The following is a 13,251-nucleotide window of genomic DNA, read 5'->3' as shown; positions in this document are numbered from 1 at the left end:
ATAATCGGTTTTTCGCAGGCTGGCAAGACCGACCGGTCTCGACGCGGCTCGTCCGCCTGAGCGCCGGCGCGGCTTGCCCATCGGGCGGATCGCCAACATATCGGCGGTTCGAGGGCGCCCGGCGGACCGTGGCGGCCCCGGGACGAATCGGCCCATGACCTCCGAAAAGCTGCGCCTCGGCGTCAACATCGACCACGTCGCCACGGTGCGCAACGCCCGCGGCGAGTCCTATCCCGACCCGGTGCGGGCCGCCCTCCTGGCGGTCGAGGCCGGGGCGGACGGCATCACCGCGCATCTGCGCGAGGACCGACGTCACATCCGGGACGCCGACATCGCCGCGCTGAAGCGCGATCTCACCGTGCCGCTCAACTTCGAGATGGCGGCCACGGACGAGATGGTGACGATCGCCCTGGCGACACGCCCCCATGCCGCCTGCCTGGTGCCGGAGAAGCGCGCGGAGCGCACCACCGAGGGCGGCCTCGACATCGTCGGCGGGCGCGATCACCTCGCCCCCCGGATCCGCGCCCTGGCGGAGGCCGGGATCCGCGTCTCTCTGTTCGTCGAGCCCGAGCCTGCGGTGATGGACGCCGCCCGTGCGCTCGGCGCGCCGGTGGTCGAGCTGCACACCGGCAGCTATTGCGAGGCCGCCGTGGCGGGCGATGAGGCGCGGGTTGCCCATGAACTAGCGCGTATCACGCGGGCGGCCGAGCACGGCGCCGGGCTCGGCCTGGAGATCCATGCCGGGCACGGGCTCACGGTCCGGAGCGTCGGGCCGGTGGCGGCGCTGCCGCAGATCCGGGAGCTGAATATCGGCCACGCCCTGATCGCCGACGCGATCTTCGTCGGGCTCACCCAGGCGGTGCGCGACATGCGGGCCGCCATGGATCGCGCGCGGCGCCCATGATCATCGGCATCGGTTCCGATCTCTGCGACATCGACCGGATCGCCCGGACGCTCGCGCGCCATGGCGACCGCTTCACGCACCGGGTGTTCACCGATGGCGAGCGGGCGCGCTGCGACCGCCGCGCCGCCCGCGCGCCGGGCTACGCCAGGCGCTTTGCCGCCAAGGAGGCCTGCGCCAAGGCGCTGGGCACCGGCCTCAGCAACGGCGTGTTCTGGCGCGACATGGAGGTGGTGAACCTGCCCTCCGGCCAGCCGACCCTGCGGCTCTCCGGCGGTGCCGCCGCGCGACTCGCCGAGATGCTGCCCGCGGGGCATGAGGGCCGGCTGCATGTGAGCCTCACGGACGATCCGCCCATGGCTCAAGCCTTCGTGATCATCGAAGCGCTGCCGGCGTGAGACCCGGGATGGCGGATTAGCCCGCTACCCTCGCGCGTTGCCGGGGGCTCGCGCTTGGTCTAGACCGCCGCACCAGCGGACACGATTGCGGCGCATTCCTCGGGACAACCGCAGATCAGCCGCAGGCGGCGGGGCCGGGCCTCGCGGGCGGCTGGCGTATGATGCGGACGGGCGGAAGCCGGTTCCGGCCCCATCGTACGAGAACGGAAAAGCTGGGGCGTGCTCCGGCGACGGAATCTGAGTCTGAAGATGGAACGCGCACGCGTGGATCACGACGGCAAGCCGCTGACGAAACCGGTCGAGACCGGCACCTGGGCCAGCATCCGCGAGACGCTGAAGGTCGGCGTCCAGGCGCTGCTGATCGCCCTGGTGGTGCGCACGCTGCTGTTCCAGCCGTTCAACATCCCGTCGGGGTCGCTGGTGCCGACGCTGCTGATCGGCGATTACCTGTTCGTCTCGAAGTATTCCTACGGCTACTCGAAATACTCCCTGCCGCTCTCGGAATACATTCCGATCCAGGCGGATGGGCGCGTCTGGGCGGCCGAGCCGAAGCGCGGCGACATCGCGGTGTTCAAGCTGCCCAAGGACAACGCCACGGATTACATCAAGCGCGTGATCGGCCTGCCGGGCGACAAGATCCAGATGATCGACGGCGTGCTCAACATCAACGGCAAGCCGGTCAAGCGCGAGCGGATCGCCGATTACGAGACCACCGATCCCTACGGGCAGGCGACCAAGGTGCCCCAGTATCTCGAGACGCTGCCCAACGGCGTCGTCCACCGGGTGATCGAGCGCGACGGCGACAACGGCTTCTGGGACAAGACCGAGCTCTACACCGTGCCCAGCGGCCACTTCTTCATGATGGGCGACAACCGCGACAACTCCACCGACTCGCGCGATCTCGCGAGCGTCGGCTACGTGCCCTTCGCCAATCTGGTCGGGCGCGCCGAGATGATCTTCTTCTCGATCGACGAGGGCACCCCGGCCTGGCAGCTCTGGAACTGGCCGGCCCATGTGCGCTGGTCGCGCCTGTTCTCGACCATCCATTGAACGGCCCGAACTTGGACGAGGCTGGACAGGCCCGACCGTCTTCCCGGGCACGGCGTTCCCATAAGCCCAGGCCGCCGCTCGGCGTCCTGGAGGAGCGGATCGGCCATAGCTTCGCCGATCAGAACCTGCTGACCCGGGCGCTCACCCATACCAGCAAGGCCACCGGGCGCGGCGGCAGCTACCAGCGCCTGGAGTTCCTGGGCGACCGGGTGCTCGGGCTCGCCGTGGCCGACCGCCTCTACGCCGCCTTTCCGGACGCGGACGAAGGCGACCTGTCACGCCGCCTGGCCGGCCTCGTGCGCCGGGAGACCTGCGCGGCGGTGGCGGCCTCCTGGGAGGTCGGGCCGCACCTGATCCTCGGCCAGGGCGAGGTGATGGGCGGCGGCCGGCGCAACCAGACGATCCTGGCCGACGTCTGCGAGGCGATCCTCGGTGCGATCTACCTCGATGCCGGCTTCGAGGCCGCCCGGGTGATCGTCGAGGCGCATTTCCATCCGGCCGAGCCGATGGCGGCCCATCGCGGCCGCGACGCCAAATCCGCCCTGCAGGAATGGGCCATGGGCCGGAGCCTGCCGATCCCCGTCTACGCGGTGGTCGAGCGCACCGGCCCGGATCATGCGCCCCGTTTCCGCATTGCCGTACAGGTCGAGGGGCTCGAGCCGGGTCACGGCGAGGGCACCTCGAAGCGTGTCGCCGAGCAGGAGGCCGCCCGCGCGCTGATGGAGCGCGAGGGAATCGGCACCGTCCCGGAGACGGGGCCGACGGAGACAGCATGACCGACCACGAACAAGACGACGGACAGGACGAGGGGCATGCCGAGGGGCCGGCCCCCAAGGCGCCATCGACGCTTCCGGGCACGCCAGCGGATTCACGGGCGGGCTTCGTCGCGCTGATCGGCGTGCCGAATGCCGGCAAGTCGACCCTCCTCAACAACCTGGTCGGCACGAAGGTCTCGATCGTCTCGCGCAAGGTGCAGACGACCCGGGCGCTCGTGCGCGGCATCCTGATCGAGGGCTCGGCCCAGGTGATCCTGGTCGACACCCCGGGCATCTTCGCGCCCAAGCGCCGCCTCGATCGGGCGATGGTGCATTCCGCCTGGAGCGGCGCCGCCGACGCGGATGCGGTCTGCCTGCTGGTCGATGCCCGCAAGGGCCTGGACGAGGAGGTCGAGGCCATCCTGAGCCGCCTCGGCGAGGTGAAGCGCGAGAAGATGCTGATCCTCAACAAGATCGACCTGATCCCGCGCGAGCGGCTGCTCGATCTGGCCGCCAAGCTCAACGCGGCCTCGCCGTTTGCCGAGACCTTCATGATCTCGGCGCTCAAGGGCGACGGCGTCGGCGACCTGCGCCGAGCGCTCGCCGCCCGGATGCCGCCGGGCCCGTGGCTCTACCCGGAGGATCAGGTCTCGGACGCGCCGCTGCGCATGCTCGCCGCGGAGATTACCCGGGAAAAAATCTACGACCGGCTGCACGAGGAGCTGCCCTACCGCTCCACGGTCGAGACCGACCAGTGGCAGATCCGGCCGGACGGCTCGGTTCGGATCGAGCAGACGATCTTCGTCGAGCGCGAGAGCCAGCGCTCGATCGTGCTCGGCAAGGGCGGCCAGACCATCAAGGCGATCGGTCAGGCGGCCCGCATCGGGATCGCCGAGGCGGCGGACGCCAAGGTCCACCTGTTCCTGCACGTGAAGGTGCGTGAGAACTGGGCCGACGACCCCGCCCGCTACCGCGAGATGGGCCTGGAATTCCCCCGCGGCTGAACCGGGTTTCCGGGGGCTCGCCCTTCGGCGGAGCCCCCGAGACTTGCAGGGCTCTGCCCTGCACCCGCAAAAGGTCGAAGACCTTTTGAAACCCGGATCTTAGGCCTCCGGGGCATCCCAGCCGATCGAGCGACGCAGGAAGGTCAGGCCGAGCGCTAGGAAGGACGCCGTCTCGGCATTGTCCTTGCCGTAGCCGTGACCGCCTGAGGCGGGCTCGTAGAAGGACGCATCGTAACCCAGGGCGTTCAGCTTCCGGGCCATCTTGCGGGCATGGCCGGGATGGACGCGGTCGTCGCGGCGGCTGGTGGCCAGCAGGATCGGCGGGTAGGGCCGGCCCGCCTCGGCTTTGTGGTAGGCCGAGATCGCGCCGAGGAAGGCCCAATCCTGCGGATCGTCCGGGTCGCCGTATTCCGCGATCCAGCTCGCCCCGGCCAGGAGCTTGGTGTAGCGGCGCATGTCGATCAGCGGGATCGTGCAGAACAGCGCGCCGAACCGCTCCGGATACCGGGTCAGCATGTTCGCGATCAGCAGGCCGCCATTCGAGCCGCCCTCCGCGGCGATCCGGCCCGGCCGGGTCACGCCGCGCGCCACGAGGTCGGCCGCGACCGCGGCGAAATCGTCATGGGCCCGTGCCTTGCCCTCGCGACGGCCGGCATCGTGCCAGCGCGTGCCGAACTCGCCGCCCCCGCGGATATTGGCGACGACGCTCGTGCCGCCCCGCTCCAGCCAGAGCTTGCCCAGGACCGGGGAATAGCTCGGCAGCAGCGGGAGCCGGAACCCGCCATAGGCGGTCATATGCACCGGAGCCTCGCCGGTCAGGGCCTCCGGTCCGGTCTGGACGTAGGGTACCCGCGTGCCGTCCGCCGAGATTGCCTCGTGCCGGGTGACCCGCAGGCCCTGCGCGTCGAAAGCCGGCGGGGTCCGGCGCAGCACCGTGGGTGCTTCGAGGCTGGGCGGGATGCTGAGCAGCGTCGCGGGCGTCACAGGGTCGTGCACGGTCGCCAGCAGCGTGCCGTCCGCCTCCTCGGGGTCGCCGTCGAGGGGCCAGACATGGACGCTGCCGAGGGCCGGCAGCCCGTCGAGCGGCCGTGTCGTCCAGGCACCCCCTTCGGGCGTGCAGACCGTGTAGGTCGGGCGCAGGTCGTCGAGCGCATGGACGAACAGACGCCCCGCCGACCAGAACACGTCCTGGAGCGCCTGTCGCTGGTCCGGCCGCCACAGGACCGTGAAGTCGCGGCGCCCCGCCAGGAAGGCCGAGAGCGGCATCGCCAGCACCGTGTCGGTCGCGTGCTCCACGCCGCCTACCAGCCAGGGCTGGCGCGGCCGCACCGCGAGGTAATCCCGGTCGATCTGGACGTCCGCGTCCGAGGGCAGGTCGAGCCGGGTGCGCGGGCCGCTCCGGTCGCCGAGGTGGATCGTCGTGTCGAAGAAGCCGATCTGCTCGATGAAGACCAGTCGCTCGACGCCCGTCTCCCGGTCCACCGAGGCCCAGGCGGCCATGCTGGTCTCCGGCACCTCGAACAGCACTGCGGCGGCCAGCGGATCCGAGCCGCGCGACAGCATCCGGGTGGCGCGGGGGTAGCCCGCGCGCGTGGCCATGCCGTCGCCGTAGGCGCTCGTGACCAGCAGCGTGTCGCGGTCGAGCCAGGCCGCACCGCCCTTCGACTCCGGCAGGACGAAGCCGTCGGCCACGAAGCGGCGGGCGGTCAGGTCGAACTCGCGCACGACCTTGGCGTCGCCGCCGCCCCGGCTGAGGGAAAGCAGGGCGCGGTCGTGACCCTCCTTCAGGACCGACGACCCGGCCCAGACCCAATCCTCGCCCTCCGCGGCGGCGAGCGCATCGAGGTCGAGCAGGATGTCCCAAGCCGGCGACTCGGTCCGGAAGCTCGCCGCGTCGGTGCGCCGCCACAGGCCGCGCGGGTGCTCGGCATCCGTCCAGAAATTATAGAGCAGCCCGCCCCGGCGCGAGACGAACGGGATACGCTCCGGCCGATCCAGGATGGTCCGCGCGGTGTCGCGATCCCGGGCGAAGGCGGCATCGCCGTAGCGGGCCAGGGTCTCGGCGTTGCGGGCCTCGACCCAGGCCAGCGCCTCCGGCCCGTCGATCTCTTCCAACCACAGGTAGGGATCGTCGTCCGGATTCTGGAGGGTCGGGCGCGGGTCGTTCGGAGCGGTCATGACCGCAAGATAGACCCGGCTTCGGGGATTCGGGAACCGCCCCGATGGCGCAGGGGCGGGGGCTCGCCCGCGGCGGACGGTCTGCCCTCTGACCGGGTCCGTGCGGCGACCCCGAGGCTGGGCTTTCGGAGCCATTCCGGGTAACAGGCGACGTTCCCTCCGGATGATCCGAGTCGGGTGCGGGCTTCCCGCTCCGCTGTGGATTCGCGTTCCGATGCCAGCTCTCCAGATCCTGAATTGTTCATGCGCCATGCCGTTTACGGCCTGCCGCCGGTCGACCTCGCAGAGGTCCCCGGCGACGCCGTCCAGCTTTCCCCCCTGATCCCCGGCTCAGCCCGGCTCGAGGACCTGACCGAGGGCAGCCTTGATGCCGCGACCGTGCTGGCGCCCCCGGGCACGATCGAGCGGCGCTACGTGCTCGCTCATACGTTGCGGGCGCTCGTGCCCGGCGGCCGGATGCTGGCACTCGCGCCGAAGGACCGGGGCGGCACGCGGCTGGCCAAGGAACTGGCCGCTTTCGCGTGTCACGCTGCCGACGAGCCGCGCCGCCACCACCGGATCTGCAGGCTCGTCCGGCCGCCGGAGCCGGCCGGACTCGGCGCAGCCATCGAGGAAGGCGGCCCGCGCCACGTCGACAACCTCGCTCTGTGCACGCAGCCTGGCGTCTTCTCCTGGGACCGGCTCGATCCCGGTACGGCGTTGCTCCTGGCGAATCTGCCGCCGCTGAAGGGCAAGGGGGCCGATCTCGGCTGCGGCCTCGGGATCCTCGCCCGGGCGATCCTGGGCTCGCCCGCGGTCACCGCGCTGACGCTGGTGGAGATCGATCGCCGGGCCGTCGAGATGGCGCATCGCAACGTCGCCGATCCGCGGGCGACGATCGTCTGGGCCGATATCCGGGCGGCCGGCGCGGTGCCGGGCAGTCTCGACTTCGTCGTGATGAACCCGCCGTTCCACGATGGCGGCACCGAGGATCAGGCGCTCGGCCGAACCTTCATCGCCCGGGCCGCGGAGGCTCTGCGCAAGGGCGGCACGCTGTGGCTCGTGGCCAATGCGCACCTGCCCTACGAGACCGCCCTGGGTGCCGCGTTCCGCGACGTCTCGGTCACGGTGCAGGCCGGGGGCTACCGGGTCTACGAGGCGCGCCGATGAAGGCGGCCAAATCCGTCCGCCTCGACAAGCTGCTGGCCAATCTCGGCTACGGGTCGCGCCGCGAGATCCAGGGGCTGGCCCGCGCCGGCGCGATCCTGCTGGACGGCGCCGAGCTGGCGGATGCCGGCGACCGGATCGCCCTCGATCCCGATCTTCCGGAGCGTCTGACCGTCGACGGCGCGCCGGTCGATCCGCTGCCGGGCCTGTGCCTGATGCTGCACAAGCCGCTCGGCGTGACCTGCTCGCACAAGGAGGCCGGGCCCCTCGTCTACGGGCTGTTGCCCGAACGCTGGCGCCGGCGCGACCCGCCGCTCTCCACCGTGGGGCGCCTCGATAAGGAGACCTCCGGCCTGTTGCTGCTCACCGATGACGGCGCGCTGCTCCACCGGATCATCGCGCCCAAGGCGAATGTGGCCAAGCGCTACCGGGTCACCCTGGACCGGCCGCTCGACGGCACCGAGGGAGCGACCTTCGCGTCGGGCACGCTGATGCTGGAGGGTGAGGACCGGCCCTTGCTGCCGGTGCATCTGGACGTCGAGGATCCCACCCATTGCGCGGTGACGCTGACGGAAGGCCGCTACCACCAGGTGCGCCGGATGTTCGCCGCCATCGGCAACCACGTCGTGGCTTTGCATCGGGACCGGGTCGGCGGGCTCGACCTGCCGGCGGACCTGCCGGCCGGGGGCTACCGGGTTATGGGTCCGGCCGATATCGCCGCCGTGTTCGCGGGCACCTGATCGCTTTGGACCTGGACTACGGCCTCAATGAAGCGACCGGGCGAGGGCGACGACGGCTCCGATGATCGCCAGCGTCTGAAAGCCGATCAATCCGGCGACCCAGCGCACGATCTCGGCGCGAGTCTCTGCCAATTCGGCGCGCAGATCTGCGTTCGTGACGAGATCACCCTGAAGCGCTTCGGCCATGGCATCGGCCAAGCACTCGGCCTGCTCGGGCGAGAGCTTGGCCTTGTCCCGGAGGGTCCGGGCAAATTTCAGCGTATCGAACGCGACGCCCGCCATGCGGGGACTTATCGGCGTCGGAGACCTCCAGTTACAAGCCCTGAGAGGCGGCCGCCCTTCGATTTCACCCGAATCCTTGCGTCCCGCCCCGGGCTCTGCTAAGCGCCCGCCCATCCCACACGCGGAGCCGGCCTCATGCCTGAATGAGGCGTCTTCCGGTGGCCGTCCGAATGCGTCGGGCGGCTGCATCCCTCCGCGGCGGATCCAACCGGAGAGTACAAAGACATGGCCGTCGATTTCACTATGCGTCAGCTCCTCGAGGCGGGCGCCCATTTCGGTCACCAGGCCCACCGCTGGAACCCGAAGATGCAGCCGTACATCTTCGGCACCCGCAACAACATCCACATCATCGACCTGGCCCAGACCGTGCCGGCGATGCACACCGCGCTGCAGGCGGTAAGCGACACCGTCGCGAAGGGCGGCCGGGTGCTGTTCGTGGGCACCAAGCGCCAGGCGGCCGACACGATCGCCGACGCCGCCAAGCGCTCGGCCCAGTACTACGTCAATTCCCGCTGGCTGGGCGGCATGCTCACCAACTGGAAGACCATCTCGGGCTCGATCGCGCGCCTGCGCAAGGTCACCGAGACGCTGGAGACCGGCGGCCCGGGCCTGACCAAGAAGGAGCGCCTGATGCTGTCCCGTGAGAAGGACAAGCTCGAGAAGGCGCTCGGCGGCATCAAGGACATGGGCGGCGTGCCGGACCTGCTGTTCGTGATCGACACCAACAAGGAGCAGCTGGCGATCAAGGAGGCGAACCGCCTCGGGATCCCGGTGGCCGCCATCGTCGACACCAACTGCAACCCGGACGGCATCACCCACATCGTCCCGGCCAACGACGATGCCGGCCGCGCCATCGCGCTCTACTGCGACCTGATCGCCAAGGCCGCCATCGACGGCATCTCGCGGGCCCAGGGCTCGTCGGGCGTCGATCTCGGCGCCTCCGAGGAGCCGCAGGCCGAGGAGCTGCCGGCGAACGACGACGCGGCCGTCTCGGTCGAGTCCGACGCGCTCGACCCGGCCGACGTGGCGATGCTCGCCGAGTCGACCGAGCATTTCGAGCTGCTCGCCGCCCCGCGCGGCGCGCCGGACGACCTGACCAAGCTGCACGGCGCCGGTCCGCAGATCGTCCAGAAGCTCAACGATGCCGGCATCTACCATTACTGGCAGATCGCCGCGATGACCCCGGACGAGGTCGCCAAGGTCGATTCCGACCTGAAGCTCAACGGCCGCATCGACCGCGATTCGTGGGTCTCGCAGGCCCGCGGTTTCGTCGAGGCCGCCGCCGCGGTCTGATTCTCGGTACGTCGCGGCGCCCCGTCATCGGGGCGTCGTGAACCCAGGCATACCGGGCCCGGCCGCTTACCCGCGCGCCGGGCCTCTCTCATCCAGACCACACGAAAGGGACCGCCATGGCCAACATCACCGCCGCGATGGTGAAGGAGCTCCGGGAGAAGACCGGCGCGGGCATGATGGACTGCAAGGGCGCGCTCAACGAGACGCAGGGCGACATCGAGGCGGCCATCGACTGGCTGCGCAAGAAGGGCCTCGCCAAGGCTGCCAAGAAGGCCGGCCGCGTCGCCGCCGAGGGCCTGGTCGCCGTCGAATCCGCCGGCCATCATGCCGCGATCGTCGAGGTGAATTCCGAGACCGACTTCGTCGCCCGCAACGACGCCTTCCAGGCCTTCGCCCGCGAGGCCGCCAAGATCGCCCTTAACACCGACGGCACCCTGGAGGGCCTCCAGGCCGCCAAGTTCCCGGGCGCCACCGAGACCGTCTCGGAGAAGCTGCAGAGCCTGATCGCCACCATCGGCGAGAACATGAACCTGCGCCGGGTCGCCAAGCTCGAGGTCAAGAAGGGCGTCATCGCCTCCTACGTCCACAGCCAGGTCTCGGACGGGCTGGGCAAGATCGGCGTGCTCGTGGCGCTCGAGTCCGAAGGCGACGTTGACGCCCTGTCGAATCTCGGCCGCCAGATCGCCATGCACGTCGCCGCCACCAACCCGGTGGCGCTGGACGCCTCCGGCGTCGACGCCGCGACCCTGGAGCGCGAGTCGAACATCCTGCGCGAGAAGAACGCCGGCAAGCCGGACCACGTGCTCGCCAAGATCGTTGAGAGCGGCCTGAAGAGCTACTACAAGGAGGTCACCCTCCTGGAGCAGCCCTTCGTGCATGATGGCTCGAAGACGGTCAGCCAGGTGCTCAAGGAAGCCGCCGGCAAGGTCGGCGGCCCCGTCACCCTGACCGCGTTCGTCCGCTACGCGCTGGGCGAGGGCATCGAGAAGGAAGAGGGTCCGGACTTCGCCACCGAAGTCGCCCAGCAGGCCGGTCGCGCCTGATTAGTCCGGACCTTTCGGTCTGACGATTTCGAAAACCCCGTTCGGCGTGAGCCGGGCGGGGTTTTTTTGTGTTTCGCGCCAACGGCGTTGGCGAGAAGGCAGAAGGCTGGGTCGGAACGGCCGGTTGGATCGAGCTCGGTCAGACAGTATTCCGCCTCATCGAGACGGTCTGTGTCGATCACACCGCCCAGGATGCAGCGCGGCTCCCCTCTCCCGCACGTGAGAGGGGGCGCGTCATGGCCTGCATAAGCTGAAGCGTGAACATCGTAGCCGATGCGGGCGGGGGCTTCTCGTCGCAAAATCAGCAGCACCGCCGGACCAGCCGTTTGCGCCGCGACTTTATTTGTTTAGACGACGCAAGTCATTGCCGGACAATATCATTCCGGCCTGGGCCCCTCTAAGTCCCGTATCGCGGAAACCTAATCCCGCCCGCCCCGTGTTGCAGCGCACACCGGCCGCGGCACGGCCGCGCTAGATCACAGGCATGGCTTTGAAAACCTTCTCCTACCTGATGATCGGCGTGTTCGCGTCCGGTCTCGTCATGACGCTTCTCGGCTCCGTCGGCGTCTTCACCGGGAGCTGACAAGATCGGCGCCGGCGCGACCATGTCGGTCATGCCGGCGCCGCATCGACCCAGGCGCGCCCGTCCCACAGCCGCACGGTGACGGTCGCTAGACCGCCCGCGATGGTGATCCGGTTGTAAGCGTTCGGCTCGTTGCCCCGCAGCCGCGTCGAGGTCGCCGAGCCGGCCTGGACGGCGAGCAACCGCCCCGGGCGCGAGCGGACGGCGCTCTGATCCACCAAGGCATCCTCGGGGGTCTCGGGGTCCGCGTAGCGGGCGTAGTGCCGGTGCAGATGGCCCGCTAGGGTCAGGCCGACCCCGCAGCGGCGGAACGCGGCCAGGGCCCGATCGGCCCGCCCGACCATCCGGGCTTCCGCGTCCCAGGGGGGCGGCAGGAACGGGTGGTGACCCACGACGATCTTGAACAGGTGATCCGGCATCGCCGTGAGCCGCGCCTCGGCCCGGACGATCTGGCTGCGGCGGATCACGCCGTGCGACCAGTCCGGCTCCGGCGCCCAGCGCCGCACCGTGTTCAGGCAGACGATCCCGATCTCCGCATCCTCGAAGCACGGCTCGGTCTCGGCCGCGATGGCGCGCCGGTAGCGCGTGAACGGCCACAGGAAGCGCTGGATCAGGCGGAACGGCGAGATGTCGTGGTTGCCCGGCACCCCGATCCAGGGCGGCTTCAGCCGGTCGAGGAAGGCGCGGGCCTCGGCGAATTCCGACGGGCGCGCCGCCATGGTGAAATCCCCCGAGGCGACGATCAGGTCCGGGGCGTCGGCGTTCAGCTCGTGAACCAGCGCTTCCACCACCGCCGGGTCGGTGCGGCCGAAATGCAGGTCGGAGATATGGCTGATCCGTCTCACGGATGGCCGCCCGTCTTCGGCACGATCACGGTCAGCGCCTGCCGGTGGATCCGGTAGCGCAGGGGTGCGGGGATCAGGGTCACCTCGCCGTCGTTCATGACCCGGAGCGCCCGGGCCTCCGACGCGATGGTCAGGCTCGTCGCCGGCACCCGCTCCACGTCCGGCAGCCGCCGCCAATCGCCCAGGGCGAAGCCGAGGGCGAGGCGCAGGGTCCGGGCCAGCGAGAGATGCGCCAGGACGTAGAGCGTGAGCCGCCCGGCATCGACGGGAGCCCGCACCAGCATATGGCCCGGGCGCTCGACGTAATCGCCGATCACCACCGCCAGCAGCCGGAACCGCCAAGTCCGGACCGCGCCGTCGATCGTGCCGGTCACGGTGAGGCGCGGATACCGGCCGAGATGGCGCAAGACCCCCACGACCCAGCGCAGCAGGCTGCGCAGGCCGAGATGCCGGCGATGTGCCTCTCGGTGCCGTGTCACCCGGGCGGGCAGGCCGAGCACCGAGTTGATCAGGAACGTGCGGCCATTGACCTCACCGACATCGATCCGGCGTCGGCCGCCCGCAACCAGCGCGGCCACCGCGCCGTCGATATCGAGCGGCACCCCGAGATCCCGGGCCAGAAGGTTCAGGGTGCCGAGCGGCAGGATCCCCAGCGGCGTGGTCTTGCCGACGAGGGCCGCGGCCGCGCACGCGATGGTGCCGTCGCCGCCGGCCACCACCAGGGCGTCGATATCGGGCTCCGAGGCCGCGGCGGCGATCCGCACCGGCAGGGGCGCCCCCCGGTCGGCCTCGCCGAGCGGTTCGATCCCGGCCGCGACCAGCTTCTCCCGGATCGCCTCCGGCGTCGTGCCCGACGCCACCGCCCCGGAGGCGCCGTTGATGACGAGTGCGATGCGCATGGAATCCCGGGCGTCCATCCCGATGGCGGGCCTCGCTCCTCTGCCAAAGCTGCACGTCGATCGCGTGTCGGTGGCAGATCGTCCCCGTGATCCCCGCCTCGATCGCTCCGCGCCCCTCGACGCCGCTCCCGCGG

Annotated in this window: 13 protein-coding genes; 9 read left to right on the top strand and 4 right to left on the bottom strand. The window is 70.3% G+C overall.

Annotation, left to right across the window (positions count from 1 at the left end):
• The first annotated feature begins 154 nt into the window (after positions 1–154).
• The 5 genes from BMZ47_RS13210 to era all read left to right on the top strand — a co-directional run bounded on the left by BMZ47_RS13210 (position 155) and on the right by era (position 4,108).
• The gene (locus BMZ47_RS13210; RefSeq protein WP_091862843.1) at positions 155–904 is read left to right on the top strand and encodes a pyridoxine 5'-phosphate synthase; all 750 of its coding nucleotides are present in this window, start codon (positions 155–157) and stop codon (positions 902–904) included.
• Positions 901–1,299 carry a holo-ACP synthase gene (acpS, locus tag BMZ47_RS13205; RefSeq protein ID WP_007561049.1) on the top strand — a complete coding sequence of 133 codons (399 nt, stop codon included), beginning with the start codon at positions 901–903 and terminating at the stop codon, positions 1,297–1,299. The genes BMZ47_RS13210 and acpS overlap by 4 nt, the downstream gene beginning before the upstream one ends.
• Positions 1,300–1,548: 249 nt before the next feature.
• Complete coding sequence (gene lepB / locus BMZ47_RS13200) at positions 1,549–2,349, top strand: signal peptidase I (protein WP_007561051.1); 801 nt, start codon at positions 1,549–1,551, stop codon at positions 2,347–2,349.
• Between the two features lie 11 nt (positions 2,350–2,360).
• On the top strand, positions 2,361–3,125 hold the full coding sequence (gene rnc, locus BMZ47_RS13195; protein WP_039902523.1) for a ribonuclease III: 765 nt from the start codon (positions 2,361–2,363) through the stop codon (positions 3,123–3,125).
• On the top strand, positions 3,122–4,108 hold the full coding sequence (gene era, locus BMZ47_RS13190) for a GTPase Era (protein WP_091862839.1): 987 nt from the start codon (positions 3,122–3,124) through the stop codon (positions 4,106–4,108). Before rnc ends, era begins: the two co-directional genes overlap by 4 nt.
• A 99-nt stretch (positions 4,109–4,207) precedes the next feature.
• On the opposite strand, the gene BMZ47_RS13185 is transcribed toward era, so the two are convergent.
• Positions 4,208–6,286, bottom strand: a complete 2,079-nt coding sequence (locus BMZ47_RS13185) for a prolyl oligopeptidase family serine peptidase (RefSeq protein ID WP_091862835.1) — start codon at positions 6,284–6,286, stop codon at positions 4,208–4,210.
• 243 nt (positions 6,287–6,529) lie between these two features.
• Between BMZ47_RS13185 and BMZ47_RS13180 the strand changes: the two genes are divergently transcribed.
• Together BMZ47_RS13180 and BMZ47_RS13175 are read left to right on the top strand one after the other, a co-directional pair.
• Positions 6,530–7,435 (top strand): class I SAM-dependent methyltransferase, encoded by a 906-nt coding sequence (locus tag BMZ47_RS13180; RefSeq protein WP_007561058.1) that lies wholly within the window; start codon positions 6,530–6,532, stop codon positions 7,433–7,435.
• Positions 7,432–8,172 (top strand): pseudouridine synthase, encoded by a 741-nt coding sequence (locus BMZ47_RS13175; protein ID WP_091862833.1) that lies wholly within the window; start codon positions 7,432–7,434, stop codon positions 8,170–8,172. Before BMZ47_RS13180 ends, BMZ47_RS13175 begins: the two co-directional genes overlap by 4 nt.
• A 24-nt stretch (positions 8,173–8,196) precedes the next feature.
• Here BMZ47_RS13175 and BMZ47_RS13170 read toward each other — a convergent pair whose 3' ends face one another.
• On the bottom strand, positions 8,197–8,454 hold the full coding sequence (locus tag BMZ47_RS13170; protein ID WP_091862829.1) for a hypothetical protein: 258 nt from the start codon (positions 8,452–8,454) through the stop codon (positions 8,197–8,199).
• A 225-nt stretch (positions 8,455–8,679) separates the two neighbouring features.
• Between BMZ47_RS13170 and BMZ47_RS13165 the strand changes: the two genes are divergently transcribed.
• Entirely contained in the window at positions 8,680–9,747 is a 1,068-nt protein-coding gene (locus BMZ47_RS13165; protein WP_007561064.1) for a 30S ribosomal protein S2, read from the top strand.
• Between the two features lie 116 nt (positions 9,748–9,863).
• A complete protein-coding gene (gene tsf, locus BMZ47_RS13160) occupies positions 9,864–10,790 on the top strand; it encodes a translation elongation factor Ts (protein ID WP_050733772.1) in 927 nt (308 codons plus the stop codon).
• 612 nt (positions 10,791–11,402) lie between these two features.
• On the opposite strand, the gene BMZ47_RS13155 is transcribed toward tsf, so the two are convergent.
• Together BMZ47_RS13155 and BMZ47_RS13150 are read right to left on the bottom strand one after the other, a co-directional pair.
• Positions 11,403–12,218 carry a metallophosphoesterase family protein gene (locus tag BMZ47_RS13155; protein ID WP_091862826.1) on the bottom strand — a complete coding sequence of 272 codons (816 nt, stop codon included), beginning with the start codon at positions 12,216–12,218 and terminating at the stop codon, positions 11,403–11,405.
• Positions 12,215–13,117 carry a diacylglycerol/lipid kinase family protein gene (locus BMZ47_RS13150; RefSeq protein ID WP_091863125.1) on the bottom strand — a complete coding sequence of 301 codons (903 nt, stop codon included), beginning with the start codon at positions 13,115–13,117 and terminating at the stop codon, positions 12,215–12,217. The genes BMZ47_RS13155 and BMZ47_RS13150 overlap by 4 nt, the downstream gene beginning before the upstream one ends.
• Positions 13,118–13,251: the final 134 nt, after the last annotated feature.

The sequence above is a fragment of the Methylobacterium brachiatum genome (assembly GCF_900113845.1).
GTDB classification, from domain to species: Bacteria; Pseudomonadota; Alphaproteobacteria; order Rhizobiales; family Beijerinckiaceae; genus Methylobacterium; species Methylobacterium brachiatum.
Note: the sequence above shows the minus strand (reverse complement) of the source record. Positions and strands in the feature narration are given on the sequence as shown.